The organism is Paenibacillus sp. FW507-14B1B (assembly GCF_058781425.1).
In genome coordinates this window covers 1-18,086 of record NZ_JBYSWS010000010.1, presented here as the reverse complement: position 1 = coordinate 18,086, position 18,086 = coordinate 1, and the positions used below count along the sequence as shown (strand labels likewise).

Sequence of the window (18,086 nt, the reverse complement as noted above, 5' to 3'; positions counted from 1 at the left end):
TAGCTTGGTCCATTAGGGATCAAGCTTTTTTTCTTCAATTGAGGAACTGAGTAATCATCTTCTTCGTAAACCGGCTTTGATCTGTAATTTTATGGTATGTTATGGATATTGAATATGTTGGAGGGAGCGGATTGGCTTGGAGAAGAATCGTACCCATCATGTGTTTGTTGATTCTGTTACTAGTATTCATGCTTAGTCGTTCAAATATCTCTCGAAATCTTCCGATGTCAGAGGACGAGAAGACTGCTGCTAATTATGTTCAGTCGCGTGGTTATACCATTGAGGAGCATCAAGGAGAAGTATCTACCTACATATTAGAAAAGTCTCGTCTGAATTCCTCGGGCGCATCTACTTCTGGCAATTTACCGTACATCAAAACATGGAGCTTACAGGAGAACGAACCTGCTAATTATTTTGGTAAAGAAATATCTTCGTATACTTTTATCGTTTCCGGTCACCCTTTGGATAAACAGTACAACACCCATACAAGAGTATCGATTATGATGGTCGATGGTAAAGTTGTTGGAGGCACCTCCTCACCAGATGTAGACGCAGATGGGGGACCATATGATCTGGACGGCCGAACTCTCGAAGAAGTAACCGGTATATCCTTGGTACAATGGAGAGAGCAATGGGATCAGAAATATAATAACTAAATGAAGTACCTGTCACGGACTCATTATTTTCATGTAAAATAAGATTTACAACATATTTTCTATCCATATATGGTTCTGTATAAGCAATTCTATAGAAATTTGCAGAAATCCTCATTTGAATTGCCGTGCCATACTGGATATAGTAATACAATAGGTAAGGAAAAGAGGAACGTATCATGTCAGACCGAAAACAAGCGACCATCCGTCTTCAAAGCCTTCATGAAGGAGAGAATACGGTGCAGCAACTTCCCGCCGAGGTTATTGCCAAGGGAAGTGCGTTGTATGTTCGCTATGAAGAACCAAAGATGGGGCCGTATCAAGGAGAGACCCGCACGACCGTGAAGTTGACCCATGATGATTTAAAGATTATCCGTCATGGCGAGGTGCAGTCGGAGCAGGCTTTCAAGCTGGGGCAAAAACTGCCAGGCTTTTATCGTTCCCCTTTCACCTCATTTAATTTGTCTACGCACACCAAAAGCCTGAGTATCGATCTCAGCGGCATGACCGGAAGCGCTTCGTGGGCGTATGATCTATATGTGTTCGATGAGTTTTCGGGACACTTTTCCATCAGTTTGACTATTCAGGAGGCCCATGAATCATGACATTAAATCCACTCGATCACATTAACCAGCTCGTTGCTGAAGCGGTAGCAGATGCTGCTGTCGCGGCAGGGCTTGTGTCCCGCGAAGAGCTCCCAGCGATTACGTTAGAGGTGCCTAAGGACAAATCGCACGGTGACCTTGCTACGAATGCTGCAATGCAATTAACCCGGATTGCGAAGAAGAATCCGCGCCAGATCGCGGAATCCATTCTAGAACATCTAGACACCGGTAAAGCTTCGATTGAAAAAGCAGAGATTGCTGGTCCTGGCTTTATTAACTTTACGCTGAACAAGAGCTACCTCTACCCAGTAGTTGAACTCATTCAGCAAGAAGGTGAGAACTACGGACGTGTAAATACAGGTCAAGGGCAACGTATCCAGATGGAGTTTGTTAGTGCCAACCCTACCGGTAGCTTACATTTAGGACATGCCCGTGGTGCAGCTGTCGGCGATGCTCTCTGTAATGTGCTTGATTTTGCAGGTTATGATGTTACACGTGAGTACTATATTAATGACGCTGGTAATCAGGTAGTGAACCTGTGCAAGTCGATTGAAGCACGTTATATGCAAGAGCTAGGTCAAGATGTTGAGATGCCAGAAGACGGGTATCATGGCGAAGACATTAAGGGATTTGCTAAAGAGCTAGTTGCAGAGAAAGGCGACTCTCTACTCTCCATGTCTCCTGAAGAGCGGACCGCATTTTTCCGTGAGTATGGACTAGAGAAGGAACTTGGCAAAATCAAGCGCGATTTAGGTCGTTTCCGGGTTCATTTTGACGAATGGTTTAGCGAAACCTCTCTGTATGAGAACGGACTTGTTGTAAAATCGCTTGAAGAGTTAAAGGCTAAAGGTGAAGCATATGACCAGGACGGCGCAACTTGGCTGCGTACAACGGACTATGGTGATGACAAGGACCGTGTACTTGTGAAGAATGACGGCACTTACACCTACCTGACACCGGATATTGCATACCACCGCAATAAGTATGAGCGCGGTTACGACCGTATGATCAACATCTGGGGTGCAGACCACCATGGTTATATCCCACGGATGAAAGCAGCTATGGAAGCTTTGGGTAACGACCCAGCGAAACTGACTGTGTTGATCGCTCAGATGGTAAGCCTGTTCCAGGATGGCGAGAAAGTGAAAATGTCCAAGCGTACCGGTAAAGCCGTTACCATGGAAGATCTGATGGACGAAGTAGGCGTGGATGCGATCCGTTACTTCTTCACGATGCGGAGTATGGATTCTCATCTTGATTTTGATATGGATTTGGCGGTTTCCACGTCTAACGAAAATCCAGTATTCTATGTACAATATGCTCATGCGCGGATTTGCAGTGTATTCCGTCAAGCAGAAGAGCAAGGTATTGAGCTATTGCCTCTAGATAAGGTGAACTTGGGTCTTCTTACGGCTGAGCATGAGTATGACATTTTGCGCAAAATTGGCGAGCTCCCTCAGGAAGTGTCGCTTGCTGCAGAGAACTATGCGCCACATCGTTTGATCCGCTATGTTTATGAACTGGCATCCTTGTTCCATAGCTACTACAGAGCAGAGCGTGTTATTACAGAAGATGCGGAGCAGACTCAAGCTAGATTTGCGCTTCTTGGGGCAATTCGTACCGTTATCGCCAATGTACTTGGTCTTGTAGGTGTATCTGCACCAGACCGGATGTAGTCATAGCCCTAGTGAATTGTCGGGTCACAGACCCTTCAAATTCCTGAGTATAACCCTAACAGCCGCTACCCCATAATGGGGCAGCGGCTGTTTATCTATGACAAGAAACGTCATGATCTGACCAAATGTGGAAAGTTTAATCTTTTGTAGAGTAGCTCAATCTAGGATTACAGCTTCAACCCTTCTCTTACAAACTTTAGTGTGTGTATCTCGCCACCATCGGTCAAAGATCGACCTTTACGAAGGCCGACAGGGACGGAGGTTCGCCGTAATAGAGCTTTGATTGTTGCTGGTTTGATATCAGGTTTCTGGGCAAGTAGCAAAGCGATCGTGCCGCTGACATGGGAGGTGGCCATGGAGGTGCCGCTCATCTCATGATATTTACCATGTAACCAGGCAGATACAATTTTGTCTCCTGGAGCATAGATATCTACATACTGTCCTCGATTACTGAAGGATGGAATCTTACGGTTTCGGTCTGTTGCACCTACGGAAATCGTTTGTGGGTAACGAGCGGGATAATCCACAGAGCGGCGTTTACCATCATTCCCTGAAGAAGCTACAATAATCACACCAGATTGATGGGCCTTGGTGACGACCTCTAGCAATGTGCGGCTACGAGTTTGCATACCGAAGCTCATATTGATTATGTCGACACCTGTTCGAACACACCAGTCAATCCCCATGACAATATCCGACACAAACGCAGAACCGTTGTAGTCGAATGCCTTTACTGGATAAACTGTTGACCTAGGTGCCACACCGATCATCCCATGGGTGCTATTAGCGGCTGCGATGGTACCTGAAATATGTGTACCGTGGCCGTTGTCATCATACGGGAGGTTTCCGCGATTGATCAGATTGATCCCTCTGGTCACTGAATTTTGAAGATCAGGGTGACTGAAATCTACCCCGGTATCAATAACCCCGATTTTGATACGGTGCCCGGTAGAGAGTGACCAGGCTTGAGGTGCTTTGATCTGTTTGACTCCCCAAGGCACTCCGGGTCCAGCTTCAACGTTACCTTGGACGGCATGGATGTGAACTTGGCTGTCTTCCTCTATTGTTATATCTTGTTTGAATTCAGCCTCTATCCGAGTTGTATGGGAGGAGGGTGCGATAATGGAGTGAGTTAGAGGAGAGTAACTTACATGCTGCCAATGGGAGGCGGATTCGGACAATTGTTTCCACTCTTGAACACACTCAATATAGAGCTTCGGATCATGAAATGTAAGGATCCTTCTTTCTTTATCCCAAGTGTGTTTTTGAGGGGCCGTCTCCATTAGAAGTGATTGCATGATCCGGGTGTAGTTCATGCCTGGCAATCCCCCTTCAAAGAACCGTTGCTGCAGTATTGTATGAATGCAGAAGGTTGCCCGAATGGGATGTTGCCCTTTTTCACGGAAATAGGCCTTGTTCGGCGTGTCAAATGGTTACGGCGAACATAATATAAACGGAGAGAACATAGGGGTTCTTTCATCTATCCCGTGAGGAGTCGATCCTTGGGGCGGATACAGTCAGAAGACGGGGAGAACCTCCCCGTCTTTTTCTCATGTTTCTAGGGAAATGATAAAAACTTGATTTTTGACTCTAAATAGGTTTTACTTAGTTTTGATAATGGATATGTTGAGATAATGATGATATGCAAGGTGAAGATTGCGTGAGAGGAAGTGTACGTCAGTGAGTAATCCGCTCAATTTAAAAATCGATCCAGACAAGATTCAGGAAATCCCAATGGTGGACCTGGCTTTTATGGTACTCAAAGCGGCTAATACGCCGTATTATTACCGTGACCTGATGAAAGAGGTAGCCAAGCTTCGTGGCTTTACGGAACAAGAAATTAACGAGACGATTGCCCAGTTATATACCGAGATCAATATAGACGGACGTTTTGCGTGCGTTGGTACTAACTTGTGGGGATTGAAGCGTTGGTATCCGCTTGAGCGTTCTGATGATCCGGTTGCGAATGCGAAGCGTCCGCGCATCATTAATGATGAGGACGATGACGATGATGATTTTGCAGAGGAAGAAGAAACGTATAGTGCGGACGATGCAGATGAAGATTATGATAGTGTCGATGAGGATTCGGACGATGATATCTATTCCGATGACGACGATGCTGATGAAGAGGTAGACGAAGAAGTCGTACTTGACGATGATGATTTGGAAGATGAGGATTCCGATGACGAGGACGATGAGAACTTAGAAGAAGACGTCGACCAAGAAGATCTGGACCGATAAATAATAGGTTTGTCACGCTGTAGAATTTCACCCAAGCATTGGGTTGGTTTGTGATGGGTTCTTCTCTTGACAAGGGGACAAGGCACAGAGTAAACTATTGCTTGGGCTTATGATTTGAGGACAAATATGTTTAATTATAAAAGTGCCCCGTTTCTTTTCGGGGTCACTTTTTTTGTTTTTAGGGAATTGTTGTAACTAATAACGCAGCATTATTTCCGGATATCAAGGATCCCCGCGGGTTTATGGCGCCTGAACGTAACTAGTTGCGCTATTAGCTGACAGGCCGGCGTGATTCACCGGAAAAGCTTGTCATATGTCAATCGGTAGGCTCGCTTCTGAAATATGAAGCGGGCACCGTTCGTTTTTATCACGGTTTAATGATGAATCAGATGTAAAAGGGTTACCATAAACATCATATGTCGCCTGATTTTTTTTGAATTTATTTAGGAGGGTTTTTACTGTGACAAAGTATATTTTCGTAACAGGTGGGGTTGTGTCTTCCTTGGGCAAAGGGATTACTGCGGCTTCACTCGGCAGATTGCTGAAGAACAGAGGGCTGAAAGTAACGATCCAGAAGTTTGATCCTTACATTAATATAGACCCGGGAACAATGAGTCCTTATCAACACGGTGAAGTGTTTGTAACAGATGACGGTGCAGAGACTGACTTGGATCTGGGACACTATGAGCGTTTTATTGATATTAATCTGTCGAAGAACAGCAACGTCACGACTGGTAAAGTATACTCTTCCGTTATTAGCAAAGAGCGTCGTGGTGAGTACTTGGGCGGTACCGTACAAGTTATTCCACACATTACAAATGAAATCAAAGAGCGTGTATTCCGTGCTGGTCGTGAGGCCGGATCTGATGTAGTTATTACGGAAATCGGTGGTACTGTAGGGGACATCGAAAGTCTTCCGTTCCTTGAAGCTATTCGCCAAATCAAGAGTGAGGTTGGCCGTGATAATGTGATGTACATTCACGTAACGCTAATTCCTTATATCAAAGCAGCTGGTGAAGTGAAGACGAAGCCGACCCAGCACAGCGTAAAAGAGCTACGTAGCATCGGTATTCAGCCAAACGTTATCGTATGTCGTACAGAATATGAGCTTTCCACCGAAATGAAAGCTAAGATTGCTTTGTTCTGTGACATTGATCCGAATGCAGTAGTAGAGTGCCGTGATGCCTCTTCCCTGTACGAAGTTCCTTTGAACTTGCGTGAAGAAGGACTCGATGAGATTGTAGTTAATCACTTGAAACTTGATACCCCAGAGCCAGACATGACAGAATGGGAAGCACTTGTTAACCGTGTATCCAAGCTGGAGAAGACTGTTGAAATTGCGATCGTTGGTAAATACGTTGCGCTTCACGATGCTTACCTCAGTGTAGTGGAATCCTTGTCTCATGCCGGATTTGATGCTAACGCAGAAGTGAAGATTCGCTGGGTTGATGCTGAAGAGATTACAGATAGCAATGTTGATCAAATGCTAGGTAATATCGGTGGTATTCTTGTGCCTGGTGGCTTCGGTGATCGTGGTATTGAAGGTAAAATTACAGCAATTCGTTATGCTCGTGAGCAAAATATTCCGTTCTTCGGTATTTGCCTCGGAATGCAGGTTTCCGTTATTGAATATGCTCGCTCGATGGTAGGTCTGGACGGCGCGAACAGTTCGGAGATCAACCCAGCTACTGAATATCCAGTCATTGACCTTCTTCCAGAACAGAAGGACATTGAGGATCTGGGTGGTACTATGCGTCTTGGGTTGTACCCTTGTAAGCTTCAACCGGGCTCCTTGGCTATGGCTTGTTATGACGATGAACTGGTATACGAGAGACACCGTCATCGGTATGAGTTTAACAATCAATACCGTGAAGAGATTGAAAAGGCAGGCTTGCGCATTTCCGGTACATCTCCAGATGGAAGATTGGTTGAAATCGTTGAGCTACCTGGACACCCTTGGTTCTTGGCTGTTCAGTTCCACCCAGAATTCACTTCTCGTCCGAACCGTCCACAGCCGTTGTTCCGCGAGTTCGTCAAAGCTTCGATTCAGCACCGCTCTTAATGTAGAGTGATGTGACAATAAATTTAAAGCCTTCCCCTTCTGGGGAAGGCTTTTTTTGATATTGTTCACATTTTAAAGCTTCATGTAACATCAGAGATTCTATTCTTTATTAGTGGATACTAATAAAAAATGCGTATTTTGGTAGTTATTAAGGAAGGATTTTGCTGTTAACGGGCGAATACAAGTAATGTTCAGTTAAAGTACACATAGGAACGATGACTCCGTTTGATATATAACGCTGATCAATGATGGGAGGTTGTGAAATGGACAATCATAAGGTGTTAATTGTAGATGACCAGAATGGGATTCGAATTTTGCTCATGGAGGTTTTTAGTAGCGAAGGCTATGAGACGTTTCAGGCTGCTAACGGCAAGATTGCATTGGACATTGTAAAGAAGAATGAGCCAGATCTGGTGCTGCTTGATATGAAGATACCGGGCATGGATGGTCTTGAGATCTTGAAGCACATTAAACAGATGAATCCGGACATTAAAGTGATTATGATGACGGCTTATGGCGAACTGGATATGATTAAGGAAGCTACAGATCTCGGGGCACTAATGCATTTTACTAAGCCTTTTGATATCGATGAAATGAGACTGGCTGTCAACATGCAACTCAAGAATAAAACGAATACATGCAGCTAAGTAAAGAATTCTGCATTCAAGCAGAATTCTTTTTTTTGCCGGTGTGAGAAACGAAGTAGCTTTTTCCTAATTGCTTGTTTAGTATTTATTATGCGATGTGGTATAATACTATCGTATTAGAACGTCGGCTATATACTTAGACATAAACGACTATAGGAGGATGGACCATGCCATTAGTATCTATGAAGGACATGTTGAACAAAGCTCTTGAAGGAAAGTATGCAGTAGGTCAATACAACATCAATAACCTTGAGTGGACGCATGCGATTCTTGAAGCGGCAGAACAAGAGAAGTCGCCAGTAATTCTTGGTGTATCTGAGGGTGCAGCACGTTACATGGGCGGTTTTAATACGGTTGTTAAAATGGTACAAGGCCTTATTGAAGACCTGAAAATCACTGTACCAGTAGCTATTCACCTCGACCATGGTTCAAGCGTTGAGAAATGTAAGGAAGCTATCGATGCAGGCTTTACTTCTGTTATGATCGACGATTCCCACAGCCCAATCGACACAAACATTGAAACGACTAAGCAAGTTGTTGAGTATGCACATGCTAAAGGCGTTTCTGTTGAAGCTGAAGTTGGAATGGTTGGCGGTCAAGAAGATGACGTTGTTGGTGATGTTATGTATGCGAAGCTTGAAGATTGCGTACGTATCGTTAACGAGACTGGCATCGACACACTTGCTCCTGCGCTTGGTTCTGTTCATGGACCATACAAAGGCGAGCCTAACCTCGGCTTCAAAGAAATGGAAGAAATCTGTAATGCTGTTAGCCTTCCACTCGTTCTTCATGGTGGTACAGGTATCCCAACACATGACATTAAGAAAGCCATTTCCCTTGGTACTTCCAAGATTAACGTGAATACTGAGAACCAGATTGAGTTCTCTAAAGTTGTTCGTGAAGTATTGGCTGAGAAGCCTGAAGCTTACGATCCACGTGTATTCTTGAAGCCAGGTCGTGAAGCAATTAAACAAACAGTTATCGGTAAAATGCGTGAGTTCGGTTCCAGTAACCAAGCTTAATATTTTTGCTATGCGCCTTATTGGTGCTGCAAATTAACATTGATTCAACATAAATGCGGACAGCCCTCTAGAGGGCTGTCCACTTCCATAGTTTTGGAATAGAGGACACACACCGCTAAGCCGGTGTTTTTCCATTTTTAAATGAAGGAACGAAAGATCAACTTTTTCTTATGAATTCATAATGACTTTACGCTTGTGATACACCCAAAATGCTGCCAGTAAGAATATTTTTGGCTGCGAAGTGATGTAGGGGGACCCTTAAGCTTATGGAAAAATTGATGATTAGCGGTGGACGTCAACTGCAGGGTACCGTGACAATCAGTGGTGCCAAAAACAGTGCAATTGCATTAATACCCGCAGCAATATTAGCGGAAACGGAAGTTGTATTAGATAATTTGCCGCTATTAAGTGATGTGGCTGTGTATGCAGAAATACTGGAAGAGCTAGGCGGGAAAGTTTCATGGGAAGGTTCTCAGATGAGAATTGATCCTTCCGAAATTAAATCTATTCCAATGCCTAATGGATCTGTCAAGAAATTACGTGCTTCCTATTATATGATGGGTGCTATGCTCGGAAGATTTAAAGAAGCTGTGATTGGATTACCGGGTGGATGTAACTTTGAACCACGTCCCATTGACCAACATATTAAGGGTTTTGAAGCGCTTGGAGCTACCGTGACCAATGAACATGGCGCGATTCACCTGCATGCGAAAGAACTGCGGGGAGCGAAGATATATCTTGATGTGAGCAGTGTAGGGGCGACAATTAACATTATGCTGGCGGCTGCCAAGGCCAAAGGCTCTACAATTATAGAAAATGCGGCGAAAGAGCCTGAAATCATAGATGTTGCTACTTTGTTAAATTCCATGGGTGCAGTCATTAAGGGCGCAGGTACGGAAACGATTCGTATCGAAGGTGTTACCTCAATGCATGGCTGTCGCCATTCTATTATTCCTGACCGGATTCAGGCTGGAACTTATATGATCGCTGCTGCGGCTACCCGCGGTGATGTTGTCATTGATAATGTAATTCCGAAACACCTAGAAGCTCTTACGGCCAAGCTCATTGAGATGGGTGTAGGAATTGAAGAGCTAGATGAGAGTATCCGGGTTATCGGTAAAGAGCGTTACGAGCATGTTGATGTAAAGGCGCTGATCTATCCTGGGTTTGCGACCGATCTTCAATCACCGATGACGAGTTTGCTTACACAGGCGGAAGGCGTTAGTGTACTTAGTGACTTTGTATATAGTAATCGATTCAAGCATGTACCTGAATTGGTACGCATGGGTGCCAAAATTCGTGTTGAGGGTCGATCAGCCATTATTGAAGGTGGCAAGCTAAATGCAGCTAAAGTAAAAGCTACTGATCTTCGTGCAGGTGCAGCGCTAGTTATAGCTGGATTGACCGTCTCAGAGGGTGTTACCGAAGTTAGCGGTGTGGAATTCATTGACCGCGGTTATGATCATTTAGTGACCAATCTACGGCTTCTAGGCGCTGATGTCTGGCGCGAAACGGTAGAAGAATAGAATAGGATATCCATCAGAGGGAGAGAGCCGAACTTTTTTGTGAGTAGTTTAAATAAAGTTCCTTAATTTGCATATCTCCCTTTGAATTGGGTAATCCTATCCTAGTAAAGCAATCATAGATTTATAGACTTAAAATGGCTGTGAAAGCCTTACTCAGAATTAAAAATTGAATAGGTGGTTATTGAATGGATTTACAAATTTCCGATTTGGAAGGTATGAAGCTAACAGATCTGTATAAATTGGCTAAAAAGTATCAGATACCTTACTACGGTCAGTTGAAGAAGAAGGAGCTTATTTTTGCTATTCTTCGCGCTCAAGCTGAACAAAGCGGCCTGATGTTTATGGAAGGTGTGCTTGAAGTTTTATCAGAAGGATACGGCTTTTTAAGGCCGATCAACTATCTTCCTAGTACCGAGGATATTTATATTTCTGCATCCCAGATTCGTAAATTCGATCTGAGAACAGGAGACTTAGTATCCGGTAAATGTAGAACGCCAAAAGAGAATGAACGTTATTTTGGTCTATTGCAAGTCAATGCCGTCAATGGTGAGAACCCTGCTGTTGCAGCGGAACGTTTGCACTTTCCGGCGCTGACTCCTCTTTATCCGCAAGATAAACTAGTGTTAGAAACATCCCCTAATCAGTTGTCTACTCGTATTATGGATCTTCTTGCTCCTGTGGGTTTAGGACAACGCGGTTTGATCGTAGCTCCGCCGAAAGCGGGGAAGACGCTCCTCCTAAAAGAAATTGCCAACAGTATCTCAACAAATCATCCCGAAATTGAACTATTTGTTCTACTCATCGACGAACGTCCGGAAGAAGTAACGGATATGCAGCGCTCTGTAAAGGGTGAGGTGGTTGCATCTACATTTGATGAGTTGCCTGAGAACCATATTAAGGTTGCTGAACTGGTTCTGGAACGCGCGCTTCGATTGGTAGAGCATAAGAAGGATGTTGTTATATTGCTGGACAGCATTACACGATTGGCACGTGCATATAACCTAGTTATTCCTCCTTCCGGTAGAACACTTAGTGGTGGTATCGACCCGGCAGCATTCCACCGTCCTAAGCGTTTTTTTGGAGCAGCGCGTAACGTGGAAGAAGGCGGAAGTCTGACGATTTTAGCAACCGCACTGGTTGATACGGGTTCACGTATGGACGATATCATTTACGAAGAGTTCAAGGGAACTGGCAATATGGAATTACATCTGGATCGTAGATTTGCAGAACGTCGTATCTTCCCAGCGATTGATATTCGTCGTTCAGGAACTCGCCGCGAAGAAGTGCTTCTTAATAAAGAAGAGCTTGATACCATTTGGGCTATCCGTAAAAATATGAATGACTCCGCTGATTTTGTAGAAGGTTTCCTCAAAAAAATGCGCGATAGCAAGACAAATGCTGAATTCCTCGCATCATTTGATGTCAATGGAAGCAATAACACATCGACACCGAGCCAACCTGCAAGACGCACCTCGCGTTCTTCTTCGACGGCTCCGGCGACACAAGCCTGAGTACCAGGTTAAGAATCAAGCTTAGAATAGGAGAACGACATGTATTTGGTTTATGCAGATGAGCAAGGAAATGTATATGATCATTCTGAACTGTACGGGCTTGCCCGCAGTGGTGATATGATTGTTGAGATATTAGAAGATGAATTGATCCCTCTACCGGAAGGCGCTACTCTTGTGGGATTGCCGAACACCCGGGCGATCGGAATGGATCCGGAAACGGGCGAAATGAAGGCACTACCAGGGAATGAGACGGCTGTCGGTGCTCTTTTGCCCCAAGGATATACACGTCTTTGTCTTCCTGGGTATGTAAAAACAGATAAAGAGTACAAACTACCGCTGTTTGGATACTCTGCTGTTGTGTGGAAGGACGGAGCCTTTTATACTGCTGCGCGTTTAACGGATGATCCTGAGAAATGGAATCCAGTCAATTGCGACCTGACTGAACTCGAGTTGGGTGTGAAGAAACTGACTGAGAAATATCCAGAGAACCGGCTGTATGAACACCTTTCTAACTGTGCGTTGGGTTATGAATGCTTGACGGCATCCAATACGTTCTTGAATCGTTGGGAAGGTGCTGTACCGGTATCTTATTCTTGTAATGCAGGCTGTTTTGGATGTATTTCAGAGCAACCGGATGATAGTGGGTTTGTAGCTCCTCAGACTCGGATGAACTTCCGTCCTCGCACGGATGAGTTGGTACAGATTATGCTTGAGCATCTGAAGACTCCTGAATCGATTATTAGTTTTGGACAGGGCTGTGAAGGAGAACCCTCCACACAAGCGAAGATTATAATTGAGGCTATGCGCGAAGTTCGATCGATTACCGACATGGGGTACATTAATATCAATACTAACGCGGGTCTAACGGATCATATTCGGGGAATCGTGGATGCTGGTCTTGATTTGATGCGCGTAAGTACCATTAGTGCGCTCGACGATCATTATAATGCGTACTACAAGCCGCGTGGATATAATCTGGCTAACGTGGAGAAATCACTTCGGTATGCGACCGATCAAGGGGTTTATACATCCATTAACTATCTGATCTTCCCAGGTGTAACAGATCGTGAAGAAGAGCTAGAGGCAATGATAGAGTTCGCACGTCGTACGGGGCTTCGTCTGATTCAGCTTCGGAATTTGAATATTGATCCTGAAAGTTATTTCGACCTTATTCCACCAGCCCGAGGGGAAATTCTTGGCATGAAACAAGCCATTGAGATTATGCAAGAAGAGCTGCCAGATGTAGTTATTGGCTCTTATACGCATGTACCACCTGCAGGGATGGCTCGTCCGAAGAAAAAGCCGACCGTTTTATAAATAAATAGTAGTATGTGAAGAATAACTAAGAACTTATTAAGGAATCTTAGGGTTAAGCTTAATACTAAGTTGTGATGTGCTGATTAGTGCGATATCATATAGAGCTTCGTAAAGAACTTCGGTGAGGTTAGGAGCATTCTGCGCTTCAGTCGTTGTTTTCAGCTGGGCTATTGCACAAATAAAATGCACATGATATACTTTTTTTATGTGTCCAATTACTCTGAGTCCGCATGAGGCTCAGGGCGGAAAGAGGTGAAAGTCTAATGAGACAAGATATTCAACCGAAATATCACGTTACTACGGTAACTTGCGCTTGCGGTAACACGTTCGAAACAGGTTCTGTAAAGCCAGACCTTCGCGTGGAGATCTGCTCCAACTGCCATCCATTCTTCACAGGTAAACAGAAGTTCCTGGATGCTGGCGGTCGTGTTGATAGATTTAAAAAGAAATACGGTATCTAATAATCAGACCCTTCGCCTTGTGCGAAGGGTTTTTGATTTATATTTTATAAATAAAATCGTTTTGCTTGATCGCCAACTTCTTCCGCTGGTTGCAATTTGGACATGCATACGATATACTTAATTTTACCGTGCTAGACGGGGAGGTAGCGGTGCCCTGTAACTCGCAATCCGCTGTAGCGAGGTTGAATTCCTATTAGAGGTGTTGTCGATGTGAGGCTGGTCCCTGCGCTCGATGTTGACGGTTGGGTCTTCCGCAATGAGCACTTGTGAACCTGGTCAGGTCCGGAAGGAAGCAGCCATAAGCAAGTTCGCTTTTGTGCCGGAAGGTAGCCTAGCCCGAGTTGTTGCTCAGGATTGCCGCTCGGATCGCAATTATCAATAATAGGTGCACGGTAACATATACCGAACACTCAAGCATCTCTGTCGACCGACAGGGGTGCTTTTTTAATGAATTAAGCCATGTGCAAGTCAAACCTTGTGCTTGGCTTAATTTTTTCTTACACGTTTACCTCGAGAATTATTATCTTATTATTTTCACAGCAAACGTTTTGCTGGGCTGGGGAAATTAGTATAGAATGTAGTATAATGAGTAAGTCGTTAATTGACGTAGTTGTATTGATTAAAAACCGCTTTTTTGTACAAAGTTTTATATTGTGATATGAGTAAGCAAATACTTTCTTATATCCTAAACTATGCGGCCTGAAAGCCGTGGAAGTGGAAGTTGAAAGAGGGTAAAGCAGAGTGGAACATATTGCGTTATATCGTGCCTGGAGACCCCAGTCGTTCCGCGACATGGTGGGTCAGCAGCATATTATCCAGACCCTGCAGAACGCGATACGCGAGCAGCGAGTCTCCCATGCCTACCTGTTCAGTGGTCCCCGGGGTACAGGTAAGACAAGTGCCGCTAAGATTTTAGCCAAAGCCGTGAACTGCGAAAATGGTCCGACAGATGAACCCTGCAACGAATGTGAGGCGTGTCGCCGGATTACATCCGGTGCGGTTATGGACGTTCAGGAGATTGACGCAGCATCGAACCGTGGTGTTGAGGAAATCCGGGACCTGCGGGAAAAGGTTAAATATGCGCCTACTGAGGTTCGTCGCAAGGTTTACATTATTGATGAAGTACACATGCTCACAACGGAGGCCTTCAACGCGCTGTTGAAGACGTTAGAGGAGCCACCAGCGCATGTCATGTTTATATTGGCAACAACCGAGCCGCATAAACTACCGGCTACCATCATCTCACGCTGTCAGCGATTCGATTTCAGACGTGTATCTCTAGAGGAACAGAGTGAACGCCTAGAACGAATATGTTCAGAAGAAGGAATTAGCGCTGAACATGAAGCCTTGCAGTATATCGCTCGGCTATCAGATGGCGGAATGCGTGATGCACTCAGTATTTTAGATCAGATCGCATCCTTTACCGGAGGCAAGGTGTCCTATCAACAGGTTATGGATATGACCGGAGGCATCCCCTCGGAGCAGTTTAGTCGTCTGGCAGCAGCTTTAAAGCAGGGTGATGCAGGACTTGTGCTGCAGATGGTAGAACAATTTATGCAGGAAGGCAAGAGTGCCGACAAATGCATGGAGAACCTTTTGTATTATTTCCGAGATCTACTCATGATCAAAATGGTTCCTAATGCTGACAAGTTGACGGAGCGTGTATTAAATTCTGCTGATTTCACAGAGATGGCTGAGGCCTTCTCCAGGGAAGATCTTTTTAAGATGATTGATACCCTGAACCGCTATCAAAGCGAGATGAAATACGCTTCCCAACCCCAGACATTGTTTGAGGTAGCCTTACTTAAATTGTGTGGAATACCACAAGGTAACGGCGGAGTGACATCATATGGTGCAGTTGCAGGTGCCGCGGATGAGGGAGAATTGACCCGACTTAAGCAGCAAGTGGCTACACTAGAGAAAAAACTCGAGCGTATAATGCAAAAGGGTGTACCTGCAGCAGATGGACGAGATACTTCCAAACCAGCACCTCGTGCCCCTGCGCCAAAAATGGCCTCAACGGCCAAAAAACCGCAGCATATGGAACAGTATGTAGCGGCGAGAACAGGAGAAGCATTCCAGAACGTGCAGCGTCAATGGGCTCAGATCCTTCAGAATGTGAAGGAAGAGAAGGTTACAGTGCACGCTTGGTTTATGGATGGGGAACCTGTTTCCGTCTGGGAAGATAACGTCCTTGTTGCATTTAAGAATAATATTCACCGAGAAACGACTGAGAAGCCTGCTAATAAACAGGTGATCGAGGGAGTGCTAGAGTCTCAGCTTGGTAGTCCGTATCATCTGGTCACGATGATGCTGCGTGATTGGAGTGACGCCGTTGAAGGCGCCGGTAAGCCACCCGCAGAGGAATTAAAGCTGGAGCATGAAGAGGCCGATGCCGGTGGAGAGAAGCCATGGATTGATGAGGCAATCCAATTGTTTGGAGAAGACCTCGTTGTCATAAAAGATTAGCACGTATTTCCGTGCATTCCACAAAGGAGAGATGAACCCATGAATAATATGAACCAAATGATGAAGCAAGTTAAAAAGATGCAGGAGCAAATGCTGAAAGCTCAAGAAGAACTCGCAACCAAATCAGTAGAAGGTACTTCTGGTGGTGGTGTAGTTACTGTACAAGTTAGTGGTCATAAGCAAGTTATGTCCATCAACATCAAGCCTGAAGCTGTAGATCCGGATGATGTTGAAATGCTACAGGATCTCGTTATGACAGCAGTGAATGATGCGCTTGCCAAAGCTGAAGAACTTGCTAACTCCGATATGGGTAAATTTACGGGCGGTATGAAAATTCCGGGCTTGTTCTAATATATAGGCAGAAGGAGTAGTTTGCATTTGTACTATCCCGAACCGATCGCGAAGCTGATCGATGCATTTACAAGGTTGCCGGGTGTGGGGCCAAAAACGGCTGCCCGCCTGGCTTTTCATGTCCTTAATATGAAAGAAGACGATGTTATTGATTTTGCCAAAGCACTAGTAAGTGTCAAACGCAATCTTCATTTTTGTTCAATCTGTTGTAACATCACCGATACAGATCCTTGCCGAGTTTGTCAGGATAAGACCCGTGATCCATCCGTTATATGTGTAGTACAGGATGCTAAGGATCTAGTGGCGATGGAGCGTACCAAGGAATTTGATGGGTACTACCATGTGCTGCATGGAGCAATCTCTCCAATGGAGGGGATTGGACCTGAAGAGATTAGGCTAAAGGAGCTGTTGACAAGACTCAGCGATGAAAGGGTAAAAGAGCTGATTTTGGCAACGAACCCGAACATTGAGGGGGAAGCGACAGCGATGTACATTTCGCGGCTGGTTCGCCCGTTCGAGATTAAGGTGACACGTATTGCCCATGGCTTGCCGGTAGGCGGGGATTTGGAGTATGCGGATGAAGTGACGCTATCTAAGGCGCTTGAAGGCCGAAGAGAGCTTTGAGCTTTTATTAATATTGATAATATTTATGAAGGGGCCTATGAGGGCTCCTTTTTTTTGTAGTTCTAAGTTTGTCCCTCTATCGATATGTATGGTACAGGCGATTATTTTTCTATACATATATGGGAGGTAGATGAATGTGTTGTGGTGGAACAGATCTTCGAAATCTAATCAAGAGAAAATAATTACAGCTGATGAACAAGACAAGTTGTGGAGTGTCTTTATGGATGTGCGTAAGTCTCAGATGGAGTGGGAGAGAGCGCATATGATGTTTCAAGAGGCGATGGGACAAGATCAGATCGATTACGCTATCTATATGCTAGAAGCAGCAGAACGCAAGTATCAGATAAATCTAAAGCAAGCCAAAGAGCTAAATATGAATGGTATTCATATGCACAAAGAGGAACTCAAGCGAGAAAATGGTTGATAAGAAATCATATTAGAGGTGATCCAAGTGAAATTGTTAGTAGCAGGAGTTCTATGTATCTCGTTGTTACTCTTAATTATTGTTGTTTTTAAAAAGAAGTTGGGATTTGGATGGTTAACGGTATTTGGGTCCCATCTGGCTTTATCAGCAATTGCTATTTATGTGTTTAATTTCTCAGGATTATTTACCGAAACCTACATCCCTCTAAACCCGATGACCATAGGGACCGTTATGGTACTTGGCTTACCTGGGGTGGCATTATTGCTGGGTCTAAAAATAAGTTTGATTTAATAGTTGACGCTGAATAACTATGTATGGTATATTAAATCTCGCCCGTTTGATTGGGCAAAAGAGAAACACAAGGTTGAGAAACTTAATCGAAAAAAGATTAAAAAACTTCTTGACTAACAGATACACAGTATGATATATTATAAAAGTCGCCGCTGACAATGAGATGCGGACGACAAACGAAGAATTGACCTTTGAAAACTGAACAA

Annotated in this window: 17 protein-coding genes and 1 other RNA gene; 17 read left to right on the top strand and 1 reads right to left on the bottom strand. The window is 44.4% G+C overall.

Annotation, left to right across the window (positions count from 1 at the left end):
• Positions 1-131: 131 nt before the first annotated feature.
• The 3 genes from AC3WJJ_RS25135 to argS all read left to right on the top strand — a co-directional run bounded on the left by AC3WJJ_RS25135 (position 132) and on the right by argS (position 2,934).
• A complete protein-coding gene (locus AC3WJJ_RS25135) occupies positions 132-656 on the top strand; it encodes a hypothetical protein (RefSeq protein ID WP_492544824.1) in 525 nt (174 codons plus the stop codon).
• A gap of 176 nt (positions 657-832) precedes the next feature.
• Complete coding sequence (locus AC3WJJ_RS25130; protein ID WP_492544822.1) at positions 833-1,258, top strand: YwiB family protein; 426 nt, start codon at positions 833-835, stop codon at positions 1,256-1,258.
• Positions 1,255-2,934: an arginine--tRNA ligase gene (gene argS, locus AC3WJJ_RS25125; RefSeq protein ID WP_422659150.1), complete on the top strand. Its 1,680-nt coding sequence runs from the start codon at positions 1,255-1,257 to the stop codon at positions 2,932-2,934. The genes AC3WJJ_RS25130 and argS overlap by 4 nt, the downstream gene beginning before the upstream one ends.
• Before the next feature lie 167 nt (positions 2,935-3,101).
• Here argS and AC3WJJ_RS25120 read toward each other — a convergent pair whose 3' ends face one another.
• Complete coding sequence (locus tag AC3WJJ_RS25120; RefSeq protein WP_492544819.1) at positions 3,102-4,250, bottom strand: S8 family peptidase; 1,149 nt, start codon at positions 4,248-4,250, stop codon at positions 3,102-3,104.
• Between the two features lie 364 nt (positions 4,251-4,614).
• Between AC3WJJ_RS25120 and rpoE the strand changes: the two genes are divergently transcribed.
• The 14 genes from rpoE (at position 4,615) to AC3WJJ_RS25050 (ending at position 17,880) form a co-directional block, all read left to right on the top strand.
• The gene (gene rpoE / locus AC3WJJ_RS25115; protein WP_492544817.1) at positions 4,615-5,175 is read left to right on the top strand and encodes a DNA-directed RNA polymerase subunit delta; all 561 of its coding nucleotides are present in this window, start codon (positions 4,615-4,617) and stop codon (positions 5,173-5,175) included.
• Between the two features lie 460 nt (positions 5,176-5,635).
• Entirely contained in the window at positions 5,636-7,237 is a 1,602-nt protein-coding gene (gene pyrG, locus AC3WJJ_RS25110; protein ID WP_492544815.1) for a CTP synthase, read from the top strand.
• A 263-nt stretch (positions 7,238-7,500) separates the two neighbouring features.
• Positions 7,501-7,884 (top strand): response regulator, encoded by a 384-nt coding sequence (locus AC3WJJ_RS25105; protein WP_422659154.1) that lies wholly within the window; start codon positions 7,501-7,503, stop codon positions 7,882-7,884.
• Positions 7,885-8,051: 167 nt separating this feature from the next.
• Positions 8,052-8,906, top strand: coding sequence for a class II fructose-1,6-bisphosphate aldolase (gene fba, locus AC3WJJ_RS25100; RefSeq protein ID WP_492544813.1), 855 nt, complete (start codon positions 8,052-8,054; stop codon positions 8,904-8,906).
• Positions 8,907-9,172: 266 nt separating this feature from the next.
• The gene (gene murA / locus AC3WJJ_RS25095; protein ID WP_492544811.1) at positions 9,173-10,432 is read left to right on the top strand and encodes a UDP-N-acetylglucosamine 1-carboxyvinyltransferase; all 1,260 of its coding nucleotides are present in this window, start codon (positions 9,173-9,175) and stop codon (positions 10,430-10,432) included.
• Positions 10,433-10,617: 185 nt separating this feature from the next.
• Positions 10,618-11,943, top strand: a complete 1,326-nt coding sequence (rho, locus tag AC3WJJ_RS25090; protein ID WP_422659157.1) for a transcription termination factor Rho — start codon at positions 10,618-10,620, stop codon at positions 11,941-11,943.
• A 39-nt stretch (positions 11,944-11,982) separates the two neighbouring features.
• Positions 11,983-13,260: a radical SAM family protein gene (locus AC3WJJ_RS25085; RefSeq protein ID WP_492544808.1), complete on the top strand. Its 1,278-nt coding sequence runs from the start codon at positions 11,983-11,985 to the stop codon at positions 13,258-13,260.
• A gap of 263 nt (positions 13,261-13,523) precedes the next feature.
• Entirely contained in the window at positions 13,524-13,721 is a 198-nt protein-coding gene (gene rpmE / locus AC3WJJ_RS25080; protein ID WP_054957827.1) for a 50S ribosomal protein L31, read from the top strand.
• Positions 13,722-13,847: 126 nt separating this feature from the next.
• An RNA gene (gene ffs, locus AC3WJJ_RS25075) (signal recognition particle sRNA large type) lies at positions 13,848-14,114 on the top strand.
• A gap of 348 nt (positions 14,115-14,462) precedes the next feature.
• Positions 14,463-16,190 carry a DNA polymerase III subunit gamma/tau gene (gene dnaX, locus AC3WJJ_RS25070; RefSeq protein ID WP_492544806.1) on the top strand — a complete coding sequence of 576 codons (1,728 nt, stop codon included), beginning with the start codon at positions 14,463-14,465 and terminating at the stop codon, positions 16,188-16,190.
• Between the two features lie 39 nt (positions 16,191-16,229).
• The gene (locus tag AC3WJJ_RS25065) at positions 16,230-16,541 is read left to right on the top strand and encodes a YbaB/EbfC family nucleoid-associated protein (protein WP_492544804.1); all 312 of its coding nucleotides are present in this window, start codon (positions 16,230-16,232) and stop codon (positions 16,539-16,541) included.
• A gap of 27 nt (positions 16,542-16,568) precedes the next feature.
• Positions 16,569-17,165 carry a recombination mediator RecR gene (gene recR, locus AC3WJJ_RS25060; RefSeq protein WP_422659162.1) on the top strand — a complete coding sequence of 199 codons (597 nt, stop codon included), beginning with the start codon at positions 16,569-16,571 and terminating at the stop codon, positions 17,163-17,165.
• Positions 17,166-17,301: 136 nt separating this feature from the next.
• Positions 17,302-17,589 (top strand): DUF2508 family protein, encoded by a 288-nt coding sequence (locus AC3WJJ_RS25055; RefSeq protein WP_492544801.1) that lies wholly within the window; start codon positions 17,302-17,304, stop codon positions 17,587-17,589.
• A 27-nt stretch (positions 17,590-17,616) separates the two neighbouring features.
• Positions 17,617-17,880 carry a pro-sigmaK processing inhibitor BofA family protein gene (locus AC3WJJ_RS25050; protein WP_492544799.1) on the top strand — a complete coding sequence of 88 codons (264 nt, stop codon included), beginning with the start codon at positions 17,617-17,619 and terminating at the stop codon, positions 17,878-17,880.
• Positions 17,881-18,086: the final 206 nt, after the last annotated feature.

Bases quoted from the DNA above. Each gene is read 5' to 3' on its own strand.
- AC3WJJ_RS25130 (WP_492544822.1), top strand. From the start codon at position 833: ATGTCAGACCGAAAACAAGCGACCATCCGTCTTCAAAGCCTTCATGAA.
- argS (WP_422659150.1), top strand. From the start codon at position 1,255: ATGACATTAAATCCACTCGATCACATTAACCAGCTCGTTGCTGAAGCG.
- AC3WJJ_RS25120 (WP_492544819.1), bottom strand. From the start codon at position 4,250: ATGAACTACACCCGGATCATGCAATCACTTCTAATGGAGACGGCCCCT.
- AC3WJJ_RS25105 (WP_422659154.1), top strand. From the start codon at position 7,501: ATGGACAATCATAAGGTGTTAATTGTAGATGACCAGAATGGGATTCGA.
- fba (WP_492544813.1), top strand. From the start codon at position 8,052: ATGCCATTAGTATCTATGAAGGACATGTTGAACAAAGCTCTTGAAGGA.
- murA (WP_492544811.1), top strand. From the start codon at position 9,173: ATGGAAAAATTGATGATTAGCGGTGGACGTCAACTGCAGGGTACCGTG.
- rho (WP_422659157.1), top strand. From the start codon at position 10,618: ATGGATTTACAAATTTCCGATTTGGAAGGTATGAAGCTAACAGATCTG.
- AC3WJJ_RS25085 (WP_492544808.1), top strand. From the start codon at position 11,983: ATGTATTTGGTTTATGCAGATGAGCAAGGAAATGTATATGATCATTCT.
- rpmE (WP_054957827.1), top strand. From the start codon at position 13,524: ATGAGACAAGATATTCAACCGAAATATCACGTTACTACGGTAACTTGC.
- AC3WJJ_RS25065 (WP_492544804.1), top strand. From the start codon at position 16,230: ATGAATAATATGAACCAAATGATGAAGCAAGTTAAAAAGATGCAGGAG.